19 protein-coding genes are annotated in these 17,956 nt (G+C 63.1%); 9 read left to right on the forward strand and 10 right to left on the reverse strand.

Going from position 1 to position 17,956, the window contains the following annotated elements:
- Positions 1 to 80 precede the first annotated feature (80 nt).
- From ACQ4WR_RS03680 to ACQ4WR_RS03695, 4 genes are read right to left on the reverse strand one after another with little or no spacing between them, the layout of a single operon-like run.
- The gene (locus ACQ4WR_RS03680; protein ID WP_436485409.1) at positions 81 to 2,129 is read right to left on the reverse strand and encodes a sodium:solute symporter family protein; all 2,049 of its coding nucleotides are present in this window, start codon (positions 2,127 to 2,129) and stop codon (positions 81 to 83) included.
- Complete coding sequence (locus ACQ4WR_RS03685; RefSeq protein WP_436485410.1) at positions 2,126 to 2,440, reverse strand: DUF4212 domain-containing protein; 315 nt, start codon at positions 2,438 to 2,440, stop codon at positions 2,126 to 2,128. Before ACQ4WR_RS03685 ends, ACQ4WR_RS03680 begins: the two co-directional genes overlap by 4 nt.
- Positions 2,433 to 3,971, reverse strand: a complete 1,539-nt coding sequence (locus ACQ4WR_RS03690; protein ID WP_436485412.1) for a sensor histidine kinase — start codon at positions 3,969 to 3,971, stop codon at positions 2,433 to 2,435. The genes ACQ4WR_RS03685 and ACQ4WR_RS03690 overlap by 8 nt, the downstream gene beginning before the upstream one ends.
- Entirely contained in the window at positions 3,968 to 4,702 is a 735-nt protein-coding gene (locus ACQ4WR_RS03695) for a response regulator (RefSeq protein ID WP_102294988.1), read from the reverse strand. Before ACQ4WR_RS03695 ends, ACQ4WR_RS03690 begins: the two co-directional genes overlap by 4 nt.
- Positions 4,703 to 4,937: 235 nt before the next feature.
- Here ACQ4WR_RS03695 and recA point away from each other — a divergent pair, with 235 nt between their 5' ends.
- From recA to sucD, 6 genes are all read left to right on the forward strand, one after another.
- On the forward strand, positions 4,938 to 6,041 hold the full coding sequence (gene recA, locus ACQ4WR_RS03700; RefSeq protein ID WP_034746069.1) for a recombinase RecA: 1,104 nt from the start codon (positions 4,938 to 4,940) through the stop codon (positions 6,039 to 6,041).
- Positions 6,042 to 6,251: 210 nt separating this feature from the next.
- Positions 6,252 to 6,707 carry a recombination regulator RecX gene (recX, locus tag ACQ4WR_RS03705; protein WP_102294991.1) on the forward strand — a complete coding sequence of 152 codons (456 nt, stop codon included), beginning with the start codon at positions 6,252 to 6,254 and terminating at the stop codon, positions 6,705 to 6,707.
- A 268-nt stretch (positions 6,708 to 6,975) separates the two neighbouring features.
- A complete protein-coding gene (locus tag ACQ4WR_RS03710) occupies positions 6,976 to 8,520 on the forward strand; it encodes a methyltransferase regulatory domain-containing protein (protein ID WP_436485415.1) in 1,545 nt (514 codons plus the stop codon).
- A 194-nt stretch (positions 8,521 to 8,714) separates the two neighbouring features.
- Entirely contained in the window at positions 8,715 to 9,359 is a 645-nt protein-coding gene (locus ACQ4WR_RS03715) for a DUF2889 domain-containing protein (protein WP_374755234.1), read from the forward strand.
- A gap of 85 nt (positions 9,360 to 9,444) precedes the next feature.
- Entirely contained in the window at positions 9,445 to 10,614 is a 1,170-nt protein-coding gene (sucC, locus tag ACQ4WR_RS03720) for an ADP-forming succinate--CoA ligase subunit beta (protein ID WP_034746081.1), read from the forward strand.
- A gap of 13 nt (positions 10,615 to 10,627) precedes the next feature.
- Complete coding sequence (gene sucD, locus ACQ4WR_RS03725; protein WP_034746085.1) at positions 10,628 to 11,509, forward strand: succinate--CoA ligase subunit alpha; 882 nt, start codon at positions 10,628 to 10,630, stop codon at positions 11,507 to 11,509.
- On the opposite strand, the gene ACQ4WR_RS03730 is transcribed toward sucD, so the two are convergent.
- Entirely contained in the window at positions 11,454 to 11,777 is a 324-nt protein-coding gene (locus ACQ4WR_RS03730; RefSeq protein ID WP_436485417.1) for a hypothetical protein, read from the reverse strand. The genes sucD and ACQ4WR_RS03730 overlap by 56 nt on opposite strands.
- On the opposite strand from ACQ4WR_RS03730, the gene ACQ4WR_RS03735 reads away from it, so the two are divergent.
- Positions 11,749 to 12,189 carry a pilin gene (locus ACQ4WR_RS03735; RefSeq protein WP_436485418.1) on the forward strand — a complete coding sequence of 147 codons (441 nt, stop codon included), beginning with the start codon at positions 11,749 to 11,751 and terminating at the stop codon, positions 12,187 to 12,189. The genes ACQ4WR_RS03730 and ACQ4WR_RS03735 overlap by 29 nt on opposite strands.
- Before the next feature lie 38 nt (positions 12,190 to 12,227).
- Here the strand turns inward: ACQ4WR_RS03735 and ACQ4WR_RS03740 are convergent, their stop codons facing one another.
- Positions 12,228 to 12,950: a flagellar brake protein gene (locus tag ACQ4WR_RS03740; RefSeq protein ID WP_436485420.1), complete on the reverse strand. Its 723-nt coding sequence runs from the start codon at positions 12,948 to 12,950 to the stop codon at positions 12,228 to 12,230.
- Between the two features lie 163 nt (positions 12,951 to 13,113).
- Between ACQ4WR_RS03740 and ACQ4WR_RS03745 the strand changes: the two genes are divergently transcribed.
- Positions 13,114 to 13,494, forward strand: a complete 381-nt coding sequence (locus ACQ4WR_RS03745) for a DUF6713 family protein (RefSeq protein ID WP_436485421.1) — start codon at positions 13,114 to 13,116, stop codon at positions 13,492 to 13,494.
- A gap of 12 nt (positions 13,495 to 13,506) precedes the next feature.
- Here ACQ4WR_RS03745 and moaC read toward each other — a convergent pair whose 3' ends face one another.
- On the reverse strand, positions 13,507 to 14,013 hold the full coding sequence (gene moaC, locus ACQ4WR_RS03750) for a cyclic pyranopterin monophosphate synthase MoaC (RefSeq protein WP_436485423.1): 507 nt from the start codon (positions 14,011 to 14,013) through the stop codon (positions 13,507 to 13,509).
- A gap of 169 nt (positions 14,014 to 14,182) precedes the next feature.
- Here moaC and ACQ4WR_RS03755 point away from each other — a divergent pair, with 169 nt between their 5' ends.
- Complete coding sequence (locus ACQ4WR_RS03755) at positions 14,183 to 15,829, forward strand: M48 family metallopeptidase (RefSeq protein ID WP_436486084.1); 1,647 nt, start codon at positions 14,183 to 14,185, stop codon at positions 15,827 to 15,829.
- Here the strand turns inward: ACQ4WR_RS03755 and ACQ4WR_RS03760 are convergent.
- Genes ACQ4WR_RS03760 through ACQ4WR_RS03770 form a run of 3 tightly spaced genes read right to left on the reverse strand, consistent with a single transcriptional unit; the run spans position 15,826 to position 17,889 of the window.
- Positions 15,826 to 16,434 carry a DUF2946 family protein gene (locus ACQ4WR_RS03760; protein ID WP_436485425.1) on the reverse strand — a complete coding sequence of 203 codons (609 nt, stop codon included), beginning with the start codon at positions 16,432 to 16,434 and terminating at the stop codon, positions 15,826 to 15,828. The genes ACQ4WR_RS03755 and ACQ4WR_RS03760 overlap by 4 nt on opposite strands.
- On the reverse strand, positions 16,427 to 17,464 hold the full coding sequence (locus ACQ4WR_RS03765; protein WP_436485426.1) for a YheT family hydrolase: 1,038 nt from the start codon (positions 17,462 to 17,464) through the stop codon (positions 16,427 to 16,429). The genes ACQ4WR_RS03760 and ACQ4WR_RS03765 overlap by 8 nt, the downstream gene beginning before the upstream one ends.
- Positions 17,464 to 17,889 carry a YybH family protein gene (locus tag ACQ4WR_RS03770; protein ID WP_102293568.1) on the reverse strand — a complete coding sequence of 142 codons (426 nt, stop codon included), beginning with the start codon at positions 17,887 to 17,889 and terminating at the stop codon, positions 17,464 to 17,466. The genes ACQ4WR_RS03765 and ACQ4WR_RS03770 overlap by 1 nt, the downstream gene beginning before the upstream one ends.
- Between the last annotated feature and the right edge of the window lie 67 nt (positions 17,890 to 17,956).

The raw sequence follows: 17,956 nt of genomic DNA on the forward strand, positions 1-17,956 counted from the left end.
AATATTCAATTGAATATTGTTTCTCCAAGGCTATCATTTGCCGGCACTTTTAGCGAGTCCAGAGTATTTTTTTTATGTCGTTATTCCGGCGCGCGGATATGTTCCACCAGTCCCGTGCTGCGGCGTCCCGGCGCCGGTGTCAGCCAGCTGACCAGCGCGGCGGCCGCCAGGCCCGCCGGCACGCCGAAAATGCCGGCGGAAATGGGCGCGATATGCAGCCATTGTCCGGCAGCAGTTCCACCCAGCATGGGACTCGTGTGCAACATGTAATACAGGCACACGCCAAAGCCCGCCAGCATGCCCGCCAGCGCGCCCTGGTAGTTGGCGCGTTGCCAGAATACCCCCAGCACCAGCGGCGGAAACAGGGTCGAGGCGGCCAGCGAAAAGGCGATGCCCACCAGCGACAGGATGTCGGCCGGCTTTTGCGAGGCCGCGTAGGCGGCGATGAAGGCCACGGCCAGCAGCAGCAGCTTGGAAATCGTCACGCGCTTTTGCGTCGAGGCGGTCGGGTCGACCACCTTGTAATAGATGTCGTGCGAGAGGGCGTTCGAGATGGCCAGCAGCAGGCCGTCCGCCGTCGACAGGGCGGCGGCCAGGCCGCCAGCCGCCACCAGGCCGGAAATCACGTAGGGCAGGCCGGCGATCTCGGGCGTGGCCAGCACCAGTACGTCGGCATCGATGGCAATTTCCGCCAGCTGCACGATGCCGTCGCGGTTGACGTCGACGATGCTGATCAATGGGCTGAGCTTGTCCACATTGGCCCAGTACGACACCCAGGTGGGCAGGTTGGCGTATTGCGTGCCCACCAGCGCGGAATAGATATCGTATTTGACCAGCACGGCCAGCGCGGGAATCGTGAGATAGATCAGGAGGATGAAGAACAGGGTCCAGAACACGGAGACGCGCGTCTCGTGCACGGATGGCGTGGTGTACGAGCGCATCAGGATATGCGGCAGGGCGGCCGTGCCCAGCATCATGCAGAACACGAGGGCGAGAAAATTATTGCGCTTGATGTCGGATTGTTCCCGGTCCGCCGCGGGAAACGGCTGCGCGTGGGGCGTGATGGGTTCGGCGCGCTTCTGGTTGTGGGCCTGCGCCGCCTGCCACAGCACGCGGGCTTCCTCGGGGCTTTTCGGATAGGCGATCAGCGCGCGCTCCGCATTGCGGATGTCCAGCAGCGAGGCATTGCGCTGGCGCAGGTTGTCGAGCTGGCGCTGGGCGGCCAGATGGCCTTGCTCCCAGGCGGCAGGCAAGCCGTCGATGCGCGCCTGGTAGCTGATGGCGCGCTGGCGGAAGATGGCGCGCACCTCGTTTTCCCTGGGATCCGCTTCCAGAACGTGTTCGCGCGCGCTCAGCTGCGGCAAGACTTTACCGTAGGCGATCTGCGGCACGGGGTTGTCCGCATGCTTGACGGACAGCCACATGGCGGGAATCAGAAAGGCGATCAGGATGATGATGTACTGCGCCACCTGCGTCCACGTGATGGCGCGCATGCCGCCGAGAAATGAGCAGACCAGGATGCTGGCCAGGCCCAGGAAGATGCCGACGGAGAAATCCACGCCCGTGAAGCGCGAGGCGATCAGGCCGACCGCATAGATCTGCGCCACCACATAGGTAAACGAGACGATGATGGTGGCAGCCACGGCCACCACGCGCACGGCGGCGCCACGGCTGTCGCGCCCGCTGCCGTAGCGGGCGGCGAGGAAGTCGGGAATCGTGTACTGGCCGAACTTGCGCAGGTAGGGCGCGATCAGCAATGCCACCAGGCAGTAGCCGCCCGTCCAGCCCATGATGAAGGCCAGGCCGTCGAAGCCGTTCAGGTACAGGCCGCCCGCCAGGCTGATGAAGCTGGCTGCCGAGATCCAGTCGGCGGCCGTGGCCATGCCGTTGAACATGGCCGGCACCCGGCGTCCCGCCACATAGTATTCGGTGACGTTCGAGGTGCGGCTGATGACGCCGATGGTGGCGTACAGGGTGATGGTGACGAGCATGAACAGGTAGCCGATCCAGGTGCGCGGCATGCCCTCCTGTTCCAGCACCGTCAGGGCCAGCAGGAAGGCGGCGAAACCGGCGGAAAACAGCAGATAGTAGCGGCACAGGCGGGCAAAGAAACTGCGCTGGCCGCTCATGCTTGCTCTCCGGCATGGAAGGCGCGGTCGAGGCGGCGCATGCGCCACGCATAGCAGCCGATGATGGCCAGGTAGACGAGCGAGGCGCCCTGGGCCGCCATGTAGAAGGGCAGGGGCCAGCCGAACAGATTCAGGTGCAGCAGTTCGCGCGCGAAAAACACGGTCAGAAAGCCCGTCAGCAGCCAGACGGTGAGCAGGATGACGGTCAGGCGCCGCGTCGCTTGCCAGTGGGTAGCGAGGCGCTGCTGGTGCTCGGCAGTGGGCGTGTGCGCCGCCCGCTCGGGCGTCGCGGCGGGGCTCGGCTTATCCATACGTGATGTAATCCTCTTCTGGCGTCTCCGGCAACAGCAGGGCAATGCTCAGGCGCAGCAAAGTGCCCGGCATTTTCGGCGATTGGGCGCGCGGATTATTAAAAATGTCGACTTCGGCGCCATGCTGCTGGGCGATTTCCCGCACGATGGCCAGGCCCAGGCCGCTGCCGTCGGCATTGCTGCCGAGGATGCGGTAAAAGCGTTCGAACACGTGCGCCCGCTCGGCCGGCGCAATGCCGGGCCCGGTATCTTCCACTTCCAGGATGGCCAGTTCAAGCGTGCTGCGCACGCGCACCGTGACGCTGCCGCCGGCCGGCGTGTAGCGCAGGGCATTGTCGATCAGGTTGCTGAGCAGTTCACGCAGCATCATGGCGTTGCCGGAAATCATGATGGGATACGCGGCTTGCTCGAAGCCCAGGTCGATATGCTGGGCAAACGAGGCTTGTACCCAGTCCTGCACCACGCCGCGCGCCAGTTCGCTCAATTCGAGCGGTGCAAACGCCGTGCCCGCCTGTGGCTGGTTTTCCGCGCGCGCCAGGGCCAGTAGCTGGTTCACCAGGCGCGTGGCCGCTTCGGAACTTTTCGCCAGCTGCAGCAGCGAGCGGTGGATTTCATCGTGGTCGGTCTGGCGCAAGGCCAGCTCGGACTGCATGCGCATGCCGGCCAGCGGCGTTTTCATCTGGTGCGCCGCATCGGCGATGAAGCGTTTCTGCATGTCGATCGACAGCGACAGGCGCGACAGCATTTCGTTGAGCGAGCCCACCAGTGGCGTGATTTCCTCGGGCACCTGGCCCGATTCGATGGGACTCAAATCGTCGGGCGGCCGCGCGCGTATGCGTTCCTGCAACTGCGCCAGCGGCGACAGGCCGCGCGCCAGGGCAAACCAGACCAGGGCCAGGATCACGGGCAGGATGATGAACTGCGGCAAAATCACGCCCTTGATGATTTCATTGGCCAGCTGGGCGCGCTTTTCCAGGGTCTCGGCCACCTGCACCAGCGCGCGGCGCGGCTCGTCCTCGGTGCTGGCCGGCATGTCGAGATAGGTAAACGCCACGCGCACGGGCGTGCCGTGAATGGTGTCGTTGCGGAACAGCACCATGCCGCTGCGGTACTTGTCGGGGTCCTGCGGCGGCGGCAGGTCGCGGTCGCCGTCGAGATACTCGCCGCGCCCGCCCACCACCAGGTAATACAGGGTGTCGACATCGTCGCCGCGCAGGAAGTCGCGGCCCTTGTTGTTGCTGTTGCGTTCGGGAACGTGGCGCAGCAATTCGCCATCGGCCTGCTTGACCTGCTGCGTCAGCACGGTGACGCTGTCTTCCAGCGCATGGTCGAAGGGCTGGTTGGCGATGCCCTTGGCCACCAGGTAGGTGATGGCGATACTCATGGGCCACAGCAGCAGCAAGGGCGCCAGCATCCAGTCGAGGATTTCGCCAAACAGCGAATGCTGGATCGTGTCATCCTGTTCCGTCGTGGGCGGCTCGAACCAGTCGTCGTCAGTGGCCTCGTCCGTAGGCGCCTCGCGCGCTTTCACTTGCTGGCCGGTCCATGGGCCTGGCCTTCAGCCGCGCCCGCTTCAGCGTTCAGGCGCGCCGCTTCCGAGTATTTCTCCAGGCAATAGCCGAGGCCGCGTACCGTGGCGATGCGCACGCCGCCCACTTCGATCTTCTTGCGCAGGCGGTGCACATACACTTCGATGGCGTTGTTCGACACTTCCTCGCCCCATTCGCACAGGTGGTCGACCAGCTGTTCCTTCGAGACCAGGCGGCCGGTGCGGCCCAGCAGGATTTCCAGCAAACCCAGTTCGCGCGCCGACAGGTCGAGCATCTGGTCGTTGATGTAGGCGCTGCGCCCCACCTGGTCATAGCTGAGCGGGCCGTGCTTGATGATGGTGGCGCCGCCGCCCGCGCCGCGCCGCGTCAGGGCGCGCACTCTTGCCTCCAGTTCCGACAGGGCGAACGGCTTGGCCATATAATCATCGGCGCCGAGGTCGAGGCCATTTACGCGTTGCTCGATGGAATCGGCGGCAGTCAGGATCAGCACGGGCAGCAGCGAGGCGCGCGCGCGCAGGCGGCGCAGCACTTCCAGTCCGGACATTTTTGGCAGGCCCAGGTCGAGGATCAGCAAGTCGAATTCCTGGGTGGACAGGGCGGTATCGGCCTCTTGCCCTGTCTTGACGTAATCGATCGCATAACCGGATTGGCGCAGTGAGCGGGTCAGGCCGTCGGCCAGCACGCTATCGTCTTCGGCAAGTAAAATACGCATGGTCAGGCTTCCTATGCTTGCAGCGGTAGAAGCTTGTATTGTGTTTCATTTTCCGCAAGGTGGCGAGTTTTTGTGAAAAACAAGGGTTGTATTGATCTGTTTCAAAACAAATCCACGTTCCGCTTGCATTGAGCACTGTTTTTTTATACAGTAGTGTCTGTAACGAATTTAACCCCGCGCTGAATTTAACCCACGGAATTTAACCGACGCGCTAAATCTCAGGCTGAAAGAACATATGGACGATAAAAAAGCTGTAGTACCCGCATCGGAAAAAGCCAAGGCGCTCGCCGCCGCGCTGGCGCAGATCGAGAAGCAGTTTGGCAAAGGTTCGGTCATGCGCATGGATGCCAGCGCCCCGATCGAAGAAGTGCAAGTCGTGTCGACCGGTTCGCTCGGCCTGGATATCGCGCTGGGCGTGGGCGGCTTGCCGCGCGGCCGCGTGGTGGAAATCTACGGTCCGGAATCGTCGGGTAAAACCACCTTGACCCTGCAAACCATCGCGGAAATGCAAAAACTGGGCGGCACCTGCGCCTTTATCGATGCCGAGCACGCGCTCGACGTCGGCTATGCGCAAAAGCTGGGTGTGAACCTGCATGAACTGCTGATCTCGCAACCGGATACGGGCGAGCAGGCGCTGGAAATTTGCGACGCCCTCGTGCGTTCGGGCAGCGTCGACCTGGTCGTCATTGACTCCGTGGCTGCACTGACGCCACGTGCCGAGATCGAAGGCGACATGGGCGATTCCCTGCCAGGCCTGCAAGCGCGTCTGATGTCGCAAGCCCTGCGCAAGCTGACCGGCTCCATCAACCGCACGAATACCCTGGTCATCTTCATCAACCAGATCCGCATGAAGATCGGCGTGATGTTCGGCAGCCCGGAAACCACCACCGGTGGTAACGCGCTGAAATTCTACGCTTCCGTGCGCCTGGATATCCGCCGCACCGGCTCGATCAAGTCGGGCGACGAAGTGATCGGCAACGAAACCAAGGTCAAGGTCGTCAAGAACAAGATTGCGCCGCCATTCAAGGAAGCGCACTTCGACATCCTGTACGGTGCCGGCACCTCGCGCGAAGGCGAAATCCTGGACCTGGGCTCGGATGCCAAGATCGTGGAGAAATCCGGTTCGTGGTACAGCTACAACGGCGAACGCATCGGCCAGGGCAAGGACAATGCCCGCGCCTTCCTGCAAGAGCGTCCGGCGCTGGCGCGCGAGATCGAAAACAAGGTCCGCGCCTCGCTGGGCGTGCGTGAACTGCCGCCGCTGGCTGCTGAAAAGCCGGAAAAAGCCGATAAAGCCGCCGACAAGGCTGCCAAGGCTGCGGAAGCCAAGCCAGAGTAACTCGGATTAGCGCGGCAAAGCCGCGCGTAATCCGACAACACCACAGACGTCAACAATGTTGTCGGATTACGGCCCAAGGGGCCTAATCCTACGCATGGCTTGCCGCAAGGTATGACCATGATCGCCGTCCCGCGCTGCTGCGCCGGGCGGCGATTGTGTTTGGGTGGTGTGATTTTGGAGTGAGCGTGAAATGAAAGACAAGGTGGGGGTATGGCCGCAGTACAACTAAGCCTGAAGGGCAGGGCGCTACGTTTTTTGTCGATGCGTGAACACAGCCGCATGGAATTGCGCCGCAAGCTGCAGCGGCACGCGCAGGAGGGCGACGATGTGGAAGCCTTGCTCGACAGCCTGGAGAAAGCCAACTGGCTGTCGCAGGAGCGCTTTTCCGAATCGCTGATCCACCGCCGCTCGGCCCGCTTTGGCAATAGCCGCATCATGGCCGAACTGCAAAGCCATGGCATTGGCGGCGAAGCGCTGCAGGAACTCAAGGCGGGCCTGGCGGAAGGGGAAACGGCACGCGCCTGCGAAGTCTGGCGCCGCAAGTTCGGGCAAGTGGCACAGGATGCAGAGCAGCGCAACAAGCAGATGCGCTTCCTGATGCAGCGCGGCTTTTCCCAGCGCGCCGTGCAGGTGGCCCTCAAGGGGCTGGACCCGGACGAGGAATAAGGCAGGCTGCGGCGGCCACCGCCACCGCCACCGCCACCATGGCGCCATGGTCACGGTGCCTGGCGTTCCGCCAGCCCAGCCCAGCCCGCCTCGCCTCGGCCCGGCTCGGCCCCTGTGTCGCCTTGCCCATGCCACGCCTGGCGGCCTGCCACGAACTGGGCTTTCAAACGCGCTCTGTTTCCCGTATGACGCCGCCGTGCGATCGGGTATGCTGGCGCTCGAATGCTGTGCGCTGCGCGCAGCGCCACTGACCGTGACAGGACGCGAGATGAGCAACTGGAATGCCGGCTATATGGCCGAAATCGCCTATACCTATGGCTATTACGAAGAATTGAACCCCTTGCGCCTGCGGCTGCCCCTGCTGGCCGCCGGCCTGGCCTTGCCGGCCAGCGGCACGGCGTGCGAGCTGGGTTTTGGCCAGGGCGTCAGCGCCAACATCCATGCGGCGGCATCGGCCACGCGCTGGCATGGCAATGATTTCAACCCGTCCCAGGCCGCTTTTGCGCAGGAACTGGCCAGCGCGTCCGGCGCCGGCGCGCAGTTCACGGATGAATCGTTCGCGCAGTTTTGCCGCCGCGACGACTTGCCTGATTTCGACTATATCTGCCTGCACGGGATCTGGAGCTGGGTCTCGGCGGAAAACCGCGCACTGATCGTCGCGTTCCTGCAGCGCAAGCTGAAAGTGGGCGGCGTCGCCTACATCAGCTATAACACGCAGCCAGGCTGGAGCGCCATGATGCCGATGCGCGACTTGCTGGCCGAACATAGCCGCGTCATGAGCGCGCCGGGCGTGGGCGTGCTGGCCAGAGTCGACGGCGCCATCGATTTCGTCGACCGGATGATCGCCACGCAACCGCGCTACCTGGAAGCCTATCCCCTGCTGGCGGACCGCTTCGAGAAACTCAAGGCGCTGGACCGCAATTATGTGGCGCACGAATACTTCAATGCGGATTGGCAGCCGATGGCCTTTTCGCGCCTGGCCGCCATGTTGGGCGAGGCCAAGCTGGAGTTTGCCGCGTCCGCCAATTACACGGCGCTGGTCGACATGCTGAACCTGACGGCCGAGCACCAGCAATTCCTCGCCGAGATTCCCGATCCCACCTTCCGCGAAACGACGCGCGCCTTCCTCGTCAACGAGCAGTTCCGCAAGGATTACTGGGTCAAGGGCGCGCGCCGGCTGACGCCGCTCGCCCAGGCGAGCGCCTTGCGGGCCGTGCGCGTGATGCTGGCCGTGCCGCGCGACGAAGTGGTGCTGAGCGTGCATGGCGTGCTGGGCGACGCCGATATGGACGAGCGCGTGTATGCGCCCGTGCTCGATGCCATGGCGGACCACCGCGTCTACACAATAGGCGAACTGGAGCAGCAACTGCAACTGGCGGGCAGCGACGCCGGCCTGGCCGCCTTGCTGCAAATCGTGCTGATTCTCGTCAGCAAGGGCAGCGTGCTGGCCGTCCAGGACGAGGCCGGCATCGCCGTGGCGCGGCCGCAGACGGCGCGCCTGAATGCGCACCTGCTGACGCTGGCGCTGGAGCGCACGGATCTGCATATCCTCGCCAGTCCCCTGACGGGGGGCGGCGTGGTTGTATCGCATTTACAACAGCTATTCCTGTGGGCGCAGCTGCAAGGTGCTGCAACGCCGCAGGACTGCGTGCGCGCGACGTGGCCCGTGCTGCTGCGCCTGAACCAGTTGCTGACCAGGGATGGACAGCCCTTGCTGACGGAAGAGGAAAACCTGGCCGAGCTACTGGCGCACGCCGAGTATTTTGCCACGCGCACCTTGCCGGTTCTGCGCGCCCTGGGCGTGGCCGACTGAGGCGGGGCGGCGGGCAGGCAGGCAAGGCCTGCATGCCTGTAATTAGTTATTTGAATCGTGAATGGCGGTCATTTGTTTTGCGATTTTCATCAATAATTTCAGGCGGGCGGCAAGACCAATAAAAAATTATGTTGCGGCGCAACTAGCGCCCTGTGTGCTACACTTTTAGGGTTTTTGCGGCGCCGCAGGTGCGGTTGCTGTTCGTAGAAGCTGCGAACGGCGTGCTTTATGCACATGGCTGCTTACTAAATTATGGCCGCGCAAGCGGCATCGGTCTTATGCCCCTGTCAACTCCCGTATCCCGGCGCGCCCTACGGCACTCCCGCGTTATCGACGTCCAAGCGTATGTGCGCGACGACGGCCTGTGGGATATTGACGCCCGTATCACCGATATCAAAAGCTATGACGCGACCCTGGCCTCCGGCCCCCGTCCCGCCGGCACCCCCCTGCATGACCTCCATTTACGCATTACCGTCGATCGCGAACTGACCATCGTCGAGGCTGAAGCCGCCTCCGAGGCCGTACCGTATCCCGGTTTTTGCGATACCATCGGCCCCGCCTACAGGGCGCTGATCGGTCTGAATTTATTGAAGAATTTCCGCCGCGACTTGAAACAGCGCCTGGCGGGAATCGCCGGCTGTACCCATTTGACGGAACTGGCGCAAGTCTTGCCGACTGCGACGGTTCAGGCATTTGCCGGCGATGTCTGGTCGACCCGCGACGGTGAGAATGCTGATTTGCCGCATGAAAAGCCGTTTCAACTCGACAGATGCCACGCCCTGCGCACCGATGGCGGGGCGGTGGCACAGTATTACCCGCGCTGGGTAGCCAAAGCGTGACCCCGGCGCTGTTTTTCCCGTTTTTCCTGTTTTTTTTGCACCACTAACCGTATTTTTACAAATCAGTATCAGAAGGGAAGCCAGCATGAAAATCCATGAGTATCAAGCCAAAGAAATCCTCCGGCAGCACGGAGTGACGGTACCACGCGGTATTCCGTGCATGTCCGTTGAAGAAGCCGTCAAGGCTGCGGAAACCCTGGGCGGCCCGGTATGGGTTGTCAAGGCGCAGATCCACGCAGGTGGCCGCGGCAAGGGCGGCGGCGTGAAAGTGGCAAAATCGATCGAACAGGTCAAGGAATACGCTGACCAGATCATGGGCATGCAGCTGATCACGCACCAGACCAGCGCCGAAGGCCAGAAAGTCAACCGCCTGCTGGTGGAAGAAGGCGCCGACATCAAGCAAGAACTGTACGTTTCGCTGGTCACCGACCGCGTCACCCAGAAAATCGTCCTGATGGCGTCGTCCGAAGGCGGCATGGACATCGAAGAAGTGGCCGAGAGCCACCCTGAGAAAATCCACCACGTCACCATCGATCCAGGCACCGGCCTGACCGATGCCCAGGCAGACGACATCGCCGCGAAAATCGGCGTGCCTGCCGGTTCGATCGCCGACGCCCGCGTCAACCTGCAAGGCCTGTACAAAGCCTACTGGGAAACCGACTGCTCGCTGGCCGAGATCAACCCGCTGATCGTCACCGGCAGCGGCAAGGTCATCGCCCTGGACGCGAAGTTCAACTTTGACCCGAACGCCCTGTTCCGCCATCCGGAAATCGTCGCCCTGCGCGATCTGGACGAAGAAGATCCAGCGGAAATCGAAGCGTCGAAATTCGACCTGGCCTACATCTCGCTCGACGGCAACATCGGTTGCCTGGTAAACGGCGCCGGCCTGGCCATGGCGACCATGGACACGATTAAACTGTTCGGCGGCGAGCCAGCCAACTTCCTGGACGTCGGCGGCGGCGCCACGGCAGAAAAAGTGACCGAAGCGTTCAAGATCATGCTGAAAAATCCAGGCCTGAAAGCTATCCTGGTGAACATTTTCGGCGGCATCATGCGTTGCGACGTGATCGCTGAAGGCGTCATCGCCGCAGTGAAAGCCGTTTCGCTGAACGTGCCGCTGGTGGTGCGCATGAAGGGCACCAACGAAGATCTGGGCAAAAAGATGCTGGCCGATTCCGGTCTGCCTATCATCGCAGCCGACACCATGGAAGATGCAGCCAAGAGCGTCGTTGCCGCTGCTGCCGGTCAAGCTTAATTAAGGAATCAACATGTCCATTCTGATCAATAAAGATACCAAAGTCGTTACCCAAGGGATCACCGGCAAGACCGGTCAGTTCCACACCCGCGGTTGCCGCGACTACGCGAACGGCAAAGCTGCCTTCGTGGCAGGCGTGAACCCGAAGAAAGCCGGCGAAGATTTCGAAGGCATTCCTATTTTCGCTAACGTGACCGAAGCGAAAAAAGAAACCGGCGCCAACGTTTCCGTGATCTACGTGCCGCCAGCAGGCGCGGCAGCTGCGATCTGGGAAGCTGTCGAAGCTGAAATGGATCTGGCCATTTGCATTACCGAAGGCATTCCTGTGCGTGACATGATGGCCCTGAAAGACCGCATGGCTAAAGCCAACAGCAAAACCTTGCTGCTGGGCCCTAACTGCCCAGGCCTGATCACGCCAGACGAAATCAAGATCGGCATCATGCCAGGCCACATCCACAAGAAGGGCCGTATCGGCGTGGTATCGCGTTCGGGCACCCTGACCTATGAAGCAGTTGGTCAGCTGACCGCACTGGGCCTGGGCCAATCGTCGGCAGTCGGCATCGGCGGCGACCCGATCAACGGTCTGAAGCACATCGACATCATGAAGATGTTCAATGATGATCCAGATACCGACGCGGTCATCATGATCGGCGAAATCGGCGGTCCTGACGAAGCCAACGCGGCTTATTGGATCAAAGACAACATGAAAAAACCGGTCGTCGGCTTCATCGCTGGCGTGACCGCTCCTCCAGGCAAGCGCATGGGCCACGCCGGCGCGCTGATCTCGGGCGGTGCCGATACGGCACAAGCCAAGCTGGAAATCATGGAAGCTTGCGGCATCACCGTGACCAAAAACCCGTCGGAAATGGCGCGTCTGCTGAAAGCCATGCTGTAATTCCAGCCTGGTCTTGATGCAATAAAAAAAGGAGCTTCGGCTCCTTTTTTTTTGCCTGCGGCAAGGACGCGCCACGGCAGCGGCCGACGGGAATTGCCCGCTTGCGCCCAAATGCGTCGTTTTTCTTGCCGCCCGATCCCGCTTCGCCCGTGCGCACTGCTGGCATGGCGCTTGCACCGTGCATGGCGTGACCATATGCAGCCTGGGAGGCAACGATGCGCGCGCAGAGCGGATTTACCTTGATAGAACTGATGATCGTGGTGGCCATCGCCGGCATCCTGGCGGCCGTGGCCATTCCCCAGTACGGCGACTACACGATGCGGGCCAAGGTCAGCAACGTGCTGGCGGCGGCCGCGCCGCTGAAAACGGCGGTGGCCCTGTGCGTGCAGGAAAATGCCGGCGAGGCGGGCGTTTGCAGCACGCCGGCGCAGAACGTCGCTGGCCCCATCCCCGCCTTTACTCCAACGCGCGAAGTGGCCAGCGGCAAGGTCACCACCGGCAATATCGAGCTGACTTTGGCAGAGGATCTGGGCGCCGGCATGGGCGGCAAGCTCGTGACCATGACCCTGCAGCCGGGCACCAGCAGCCTGAGCTGGCTAAACAGCACCACCGTGACGAATACGGCTGCCATCGCGGCCATCCTGAAGAACAATCCGCCCGCGCCGGCGGCGACGCAGTGAGGCTGTGACGCGGTGGCCGCGGCAGCGGCGCAGCGGCCTCAGACGATCTTTTGCCGGTCGGCGATCAGCGCTTCATACGTGAGGTTTTGCAGCAAGGTGTAGTGGGTCGGTTCCAGGTCGATGAATTGCACGCCGTACGTATGAATTTCCGCCACGTCCGCCGCATGGCCATTCGAGGGCTTGCCCACGCTGACGTTCTGGATGCGCGCGCGCGTATTGACGCGCATCTGGTGCTTGTTCGGCTGCACCAGCAAGGTAAAGCTGAGCATGACGCCGGCGTCGTCTGGCGTGAGCATGCTGGGTGATTCGATCAGCGCACCCGACACGCTGAGGTTGACGATGAACACGGGCACAGCCGCCACTTCGCGGTAGCTGAGCTGGGCGGGAATCTCGACTTTCACGCGCATGGCCGTGCGCAAGCTGGTGCCCTGGATGGCGTCGGGAAAGCTCAGGTGTACATAGTTGAGCGGGCGGCCAAAGATGCGCAGCACGCTGCAGGAAAACGCGCACACGGTGACGCCGGAAAACACGCGGATGGTCAGCTTGTCGCCTTCGTTGAGCATGATGGCGCCGCCGTTTTCCATGGGAATCTTGACGATCAGGTACTCATCCTTCACATAGCCGATCAGGGTCGAGAAATGCTGGATGGGCTTGATGGTGCGGTGCGTGATGAACTGGATGCGCCCACCCACCTGCAGATTCATGGCCTCGAACTCGAAGTCCTGGAGCTTGCTTTCCGCGGCGGGTATGTTGCTTGTCATGCGATGCTCATCGTAATGTTGTCGAATAGCAGTATGCATGAATTCTTGATGAAAAAGCATTTACATCAATAAAATGCGGTTTGGCAGGAAAAAAATGCGTGGGCTGGCGCCGCCGGGTGTTTCCCGCTTTACAATTGCGTCAATATTGACGAATGTAAATATCATGACGCGCAGCTACTTCTGGACCATGTTGTGCCTGATCCTGCATCAGGTCGATGCCGCCTACTGGCGTGAATGGGAAATGTTTCATGTGCCGGGCGGCATCCAGGGTTTCCTGGTGTTTAACCTGGCGGCGATTGCCGTGGTGCTGGTGGGCTACCGGCACGTGCTGCTGGCCACCGCGCAGGCGAAACTGTATGCGGGCATCTGCGCCGCGCTGGGCGCGGGCACCTGCCTGATCCACGCCGGCTTCGCGCTGGCGGGGCTGGAACAGTTCCACCTGCCCCTGTCCGTGGCCATTATCGTGCTGTGCCTGGCCAGCGGCGTGTGGCTGCTGTGCGACTTGCGCCGCGTCCAGGGGCAGCGCACGCGCCAGGCCGCATAGTACAGCGCGGCCTTACACCTGGGCGTGCCAGTCGCCCGACTTGCCGCCATGCTTTTCCAGCACGCGCACATTCGTCATGACCATGCCGCGGTCGACGGCCTTGCACATGTCGTAGATCGTCAGCAGGCCGATCTGCACTGACGTCAGCGCCTCCATTTCCACGCCCGTCTTGCCGGTGGTGTCGACCTGGGCGCGGCAGTGCACGCTGTTGGCTGCCGCATCGACCTCAAAATCGACCGTGACGCGCGTCAATGCCAGCGGGTGGCACAGGGGAATCAAATCGCTGGTGCGCTTGGCGCCCATGATGGCGGCGATGCGGGCGATGCCCAGCACGTCGCCCTTCTTGGCGGTGCCGGCAATGATCAGGGCCAGGGTGGCGGGCTGCATGCGGATGGTGCCGGCGGCCACGGCGCTGCGGCGCGTGTCTTCCTTGCCGCCGACGTCGACCATATGGGCTTGGCCCGTGGCATCGAAATGGGTCAGTTCTCCGGCGGGGGCGTGCTTGTCTGCTGTTGTCATGGCGTCAAATGAGGTCAATATGGTGGGCGCGGCACACTTGCGCGGCAAGGCATGCAACAAGCATATCGCCTGCCTGTCGCGTGGGAAAGGGCGCCGCTAACAAGGTATGATAGCACCCGTGAATTCAAAAACTCCCCTCCACACCGTGCTCCACCACGCCGTTGCGGCCATGCCGCGCCCGGCATGGCGCGCGCCCGTGCTGGCCGCATTGTGGCTCGCTTCGCCATTTTTGCTGGCGCACGCCGCGCTGGCGCAAACCTCACCGGCGCTAGCCGCGCCAAAGCCAACCTTCAGCTCGGAACCCGCCGCACCCGCCAAGCCGGCCAGCACCTGGACGCAGCTGGCCGTGCCGCCTGCGCCCAACCTGCCGAACCTGGGCGATACCTCGCGCGAAGACCTGTCGCCGGCGATGGAACGCAAGATCGGCGAGGAAATCATGCGCGGCGTGCGCGGCGACCGCGACTACCTCGATGACGCGCCCCTGCTGGAATACCTGAATACCTTCGGCAACGCCCTGGTGGCGGCGCGGCCCAGCGTGCGCGGCGAAACGAACTACGATTATTTCTTTTTTGCCGTGCGCGATCCCCAGTTGAACGCGTTCGCCTTGCCGGGCGGCTTCATCGGCGTGCACTCGGCCTTGCTGTTGGCTGCGCAAACGGAGGCGGAACTCGCTTCCGTGCTGTCGCACGAGATCGGCCACGTGGCGCAGCGGCATATCGCCCGCATGCTGGGCCAGCAGCGCCAGGATGCGCTGATGCCGCTGGCCGCCATGCTGCTGGCGGCGCTGGCGTCGCGCGCCGGCGGCGACGTGGCCATGGGCGTGTTTGCCGCCGGCCAGGGCCTGGCCATCCAGCGCCAGCTCAATTTTGGCCGCGATGCCGAGCGCGAGGCGGACCGCATCGGCTTCCAGATCATGGGCGAAGCCGGTTTCGACACCACCGGCATGGTGGCCTTCTTTGGCCGCATGCAGGCGGCCAGCCGCTCGTACAGCGACCTGGTGCCCGCTTACCTGCAAACCCATCCGCTGACGACGGAGCGCATCGCCGATATCCAGGCGCGCATCCGCGAACAGCCGTATAAACAGCGCCCGGACAGCCTGAATTTCCATTTGGCACGCGCGCGCGCCCGCGTGCTGCAGGATGAAAGCGTGCAGGGTTTGCTCAATGCCAAGGCGGTTTTCAAGACACAGCTGGAGCAGCAAAGCCGCTTCCAGGTAACGGCCGCCCATTACGGCCTGTCGTATGTGGCCGTCAAGCAGGCCAAGCCCGCCGAGGCGCAGGCGGAACTCGATGCGGCCAATGCGGCGCTGCACCAGCCGGCCGGGCCGAATGTGTTTACCTCGGGCGGCACGCAAGGCCCGAATTCCCTGCTGGCGGCGATGGCGCTGGAAGTGCTCTTGATGCCGGCGCAAAAGAAGGAAGTGGCACAGCAGGCCCTCAAGGCGGCGGACGCTGCGCGCATGCAATTCCCCCTGTCGCGCGGGATTGCCCGCCAGTATGCGGAAGCGCTGATGGCGGCCGGCAAGCAGGAGCAGGCCACCCTGTATTTGCGCGACCAGGTGCAGCTGTACAAGGAAGAGCCGGAACTGTATGACTTGCTGGCCAAAGCGTATGCTGAACAGGGCAAGATGACCTTGCAGCACATGGCCCTGGCCGAATCCTACGTGCTGCAGGGTGCCACGATGGCCGCGCTGGACCAGCTGACGATCGCCCGCAAATCGACGGACGCCACCTTTTACGACCAGGCCGTGATCGATGCGCGCGAGCGGGAATTGCAGGAAAAACGCCGCGAGCAGCTGAAGGACCAGAAGTCCTAGTCCTCGTCCTCGTCCGTGTCGGCTTGCGGCCGCTGCACGAAGTCGAACAAGGACGGCGCCGCGTCATAGTCCAGCGGCTGCACGGCAATGTGCTTGCCCGCGTGCAATAGGGTCAAGCTGCCCTGGTGCCATTCCAGCCAGTCCAGCAAGGCGTCGTTGCTGGCCGGCTGGCCATCGACATGCAGCGCATCGAGCACCTGCGACAGGTCGCGGTCATCCACCTGCGCCACGATATCGGCGTGGCGCAAGATCAGCGTGCCGTCGTCGCACCAGTAGACTTGTTCAAACTGTTCCAGCGGCGCTCCCGTCTGCAAGACAAAACCATGCTGCGGGTCGCTGCGGGCGATGTACGGCGTCGCTTCCAGGTTCACATACACGCGCTGCGGGCCGTTCTGGAAAAACCAGCAGCCCCGTTCATCCTGCGCATAATTGCGGTTGATAAAGCCCAGCAGGGCCGCATGGACGATCTTCTCGCCCGGCAGTTGCTGTTGCTGCGCCTGCAGGTCGCGCATGCGCCAGTGGCCGCGCGCATCGAGGCCCAGCCAGCCGTAGCAGTGGGGGACGTTTGGCCATTTGGCCAGGGCTTGCTTGACGAGATCATCCATGTAAGACATTTTCCGGGTAAGTGGGGGCAGCGCCAGCGTGACAGCTTTGCGGCGCGGACGGCGCTACGCTGCCGTGTTCAAAGTGGGAAAGCAGGCGCTGCGGCAGCCAATCCAGGCTGCCTGGCAAGGCGCCGGCCGCAAAGCCGACATGCCCGCCGTGGCGCGGATACTCGAGCGTGACGTTCGGCGCGGCGCTGCGCGGCAGGAAGCGCCCGGGCAGGAAGGGATCGTTTTGGGCATTCAGTACCAGGGTGGGCACGGTGATGTCGTGCAACACGTGCTTGGCGCTGGCGCGGTGCCAGTAATCGTCGGCGTCGCGGTAGCCGTGCAGAGGTGCCGTGACGACATTGTCGAAGGCGTGCAAGTCGCGCGCGGCCAGCATGGCGTCGCGCGCGAACAGGCCGGGGAATTGCTCCAGCTTGGCCAGGCATTTCGGTTTCAGGGTATTCAGGAACATGCGCGTGTAGAGCCGGTTGGCGCCCGTGGACAGGGCCTTGCCCCCTTGCGCCAGGTCCAGCGGCGCCGACACGGCGGCGGCGGCATCGACGATCTCCGCCTGGTGCTGCGACTGGCCCAGCCAGCACAGCAGGGCGTTGCCGCCCAGCGACACGCCGGCTGCATAAAACTTGCCCGTGGCGCGCGGGCGCAACTGGCGCAAGACCCAGTCCACTTCCTGCGCGTCGCCCGAATGGTAAAAACGCGGCGCCAGGTTGGCTTCGCCTGAACAGCCGCGAAAATGCGGCACGGCGCCGGACCAGCCGCGCGCCGCCACCTCGGCCATCATGGCGCGCGCGTAATGGCTGTTCGACGACCCTTCCAGGCCGTGGAACAGCACCACGAAGGGCTGGCCCGGCTGGCCGTCGACCAGGTCGACGTCGACGAAGTCGCCATCGGGCGCCTGCCAGCGTTCACGGCGGAAGGCCACGGCCGGCTTGTTCAGGCACATGGCCGGATAAATCGTCTGCAGGTGGCCGCCAGGCAGCCACAGCGGGGCGGCATAGGGCGCGTTGTTGATATGAGGCAAAGGCATCAGTGCAGGATCTGCGTCCCCGTCGTGTCGGCCGGTGCGCCGCCCGGGGCGATCGAGGCGTGGTGCAGCACGATGCGCCAGCCGCGCGGCGTCTTCACGTATACATTCGTCGCCAGCAGGTGCGCCGGCGCGCCATCCTCGCTGGTGACGCCTTCGATGACCGTGTGCACGGAACTCATCAGATTGTGTGTTTCATGCAGCTGCGCCGGCACGATATGCAGGCCGCCGCCCGCCAGGATGGTTTCCCACGAGGCGCGGATGGCGGCGTGGCCGATCAGGCGCGCGCCGCCCGGGTGGATGCAGACGATCTCTTCATCGTCCGCCCACAGCGCCATCAGCGCTTCGAGGTCGGCGCGGTGCAATGCATCGTAGAACGCCGCTTCGACTTCGGCGGCGCTGCCATTGAGTTCCTTCAGACGTTTCATGACGACTCCGTGCTGGACCGGTACAAATAATATTGTGCAAATAAAAACGGCGCGCTGGTGGCGCGCC

The organism is Janthinobacterium amylolyticum (assembly GCF_051380655.1).
GTDB lineage: Bacteria > Pseudomonadota > Gammaproteobacteria > Burkholderiales > Burkholderiaceae_D > Janthinobacterium.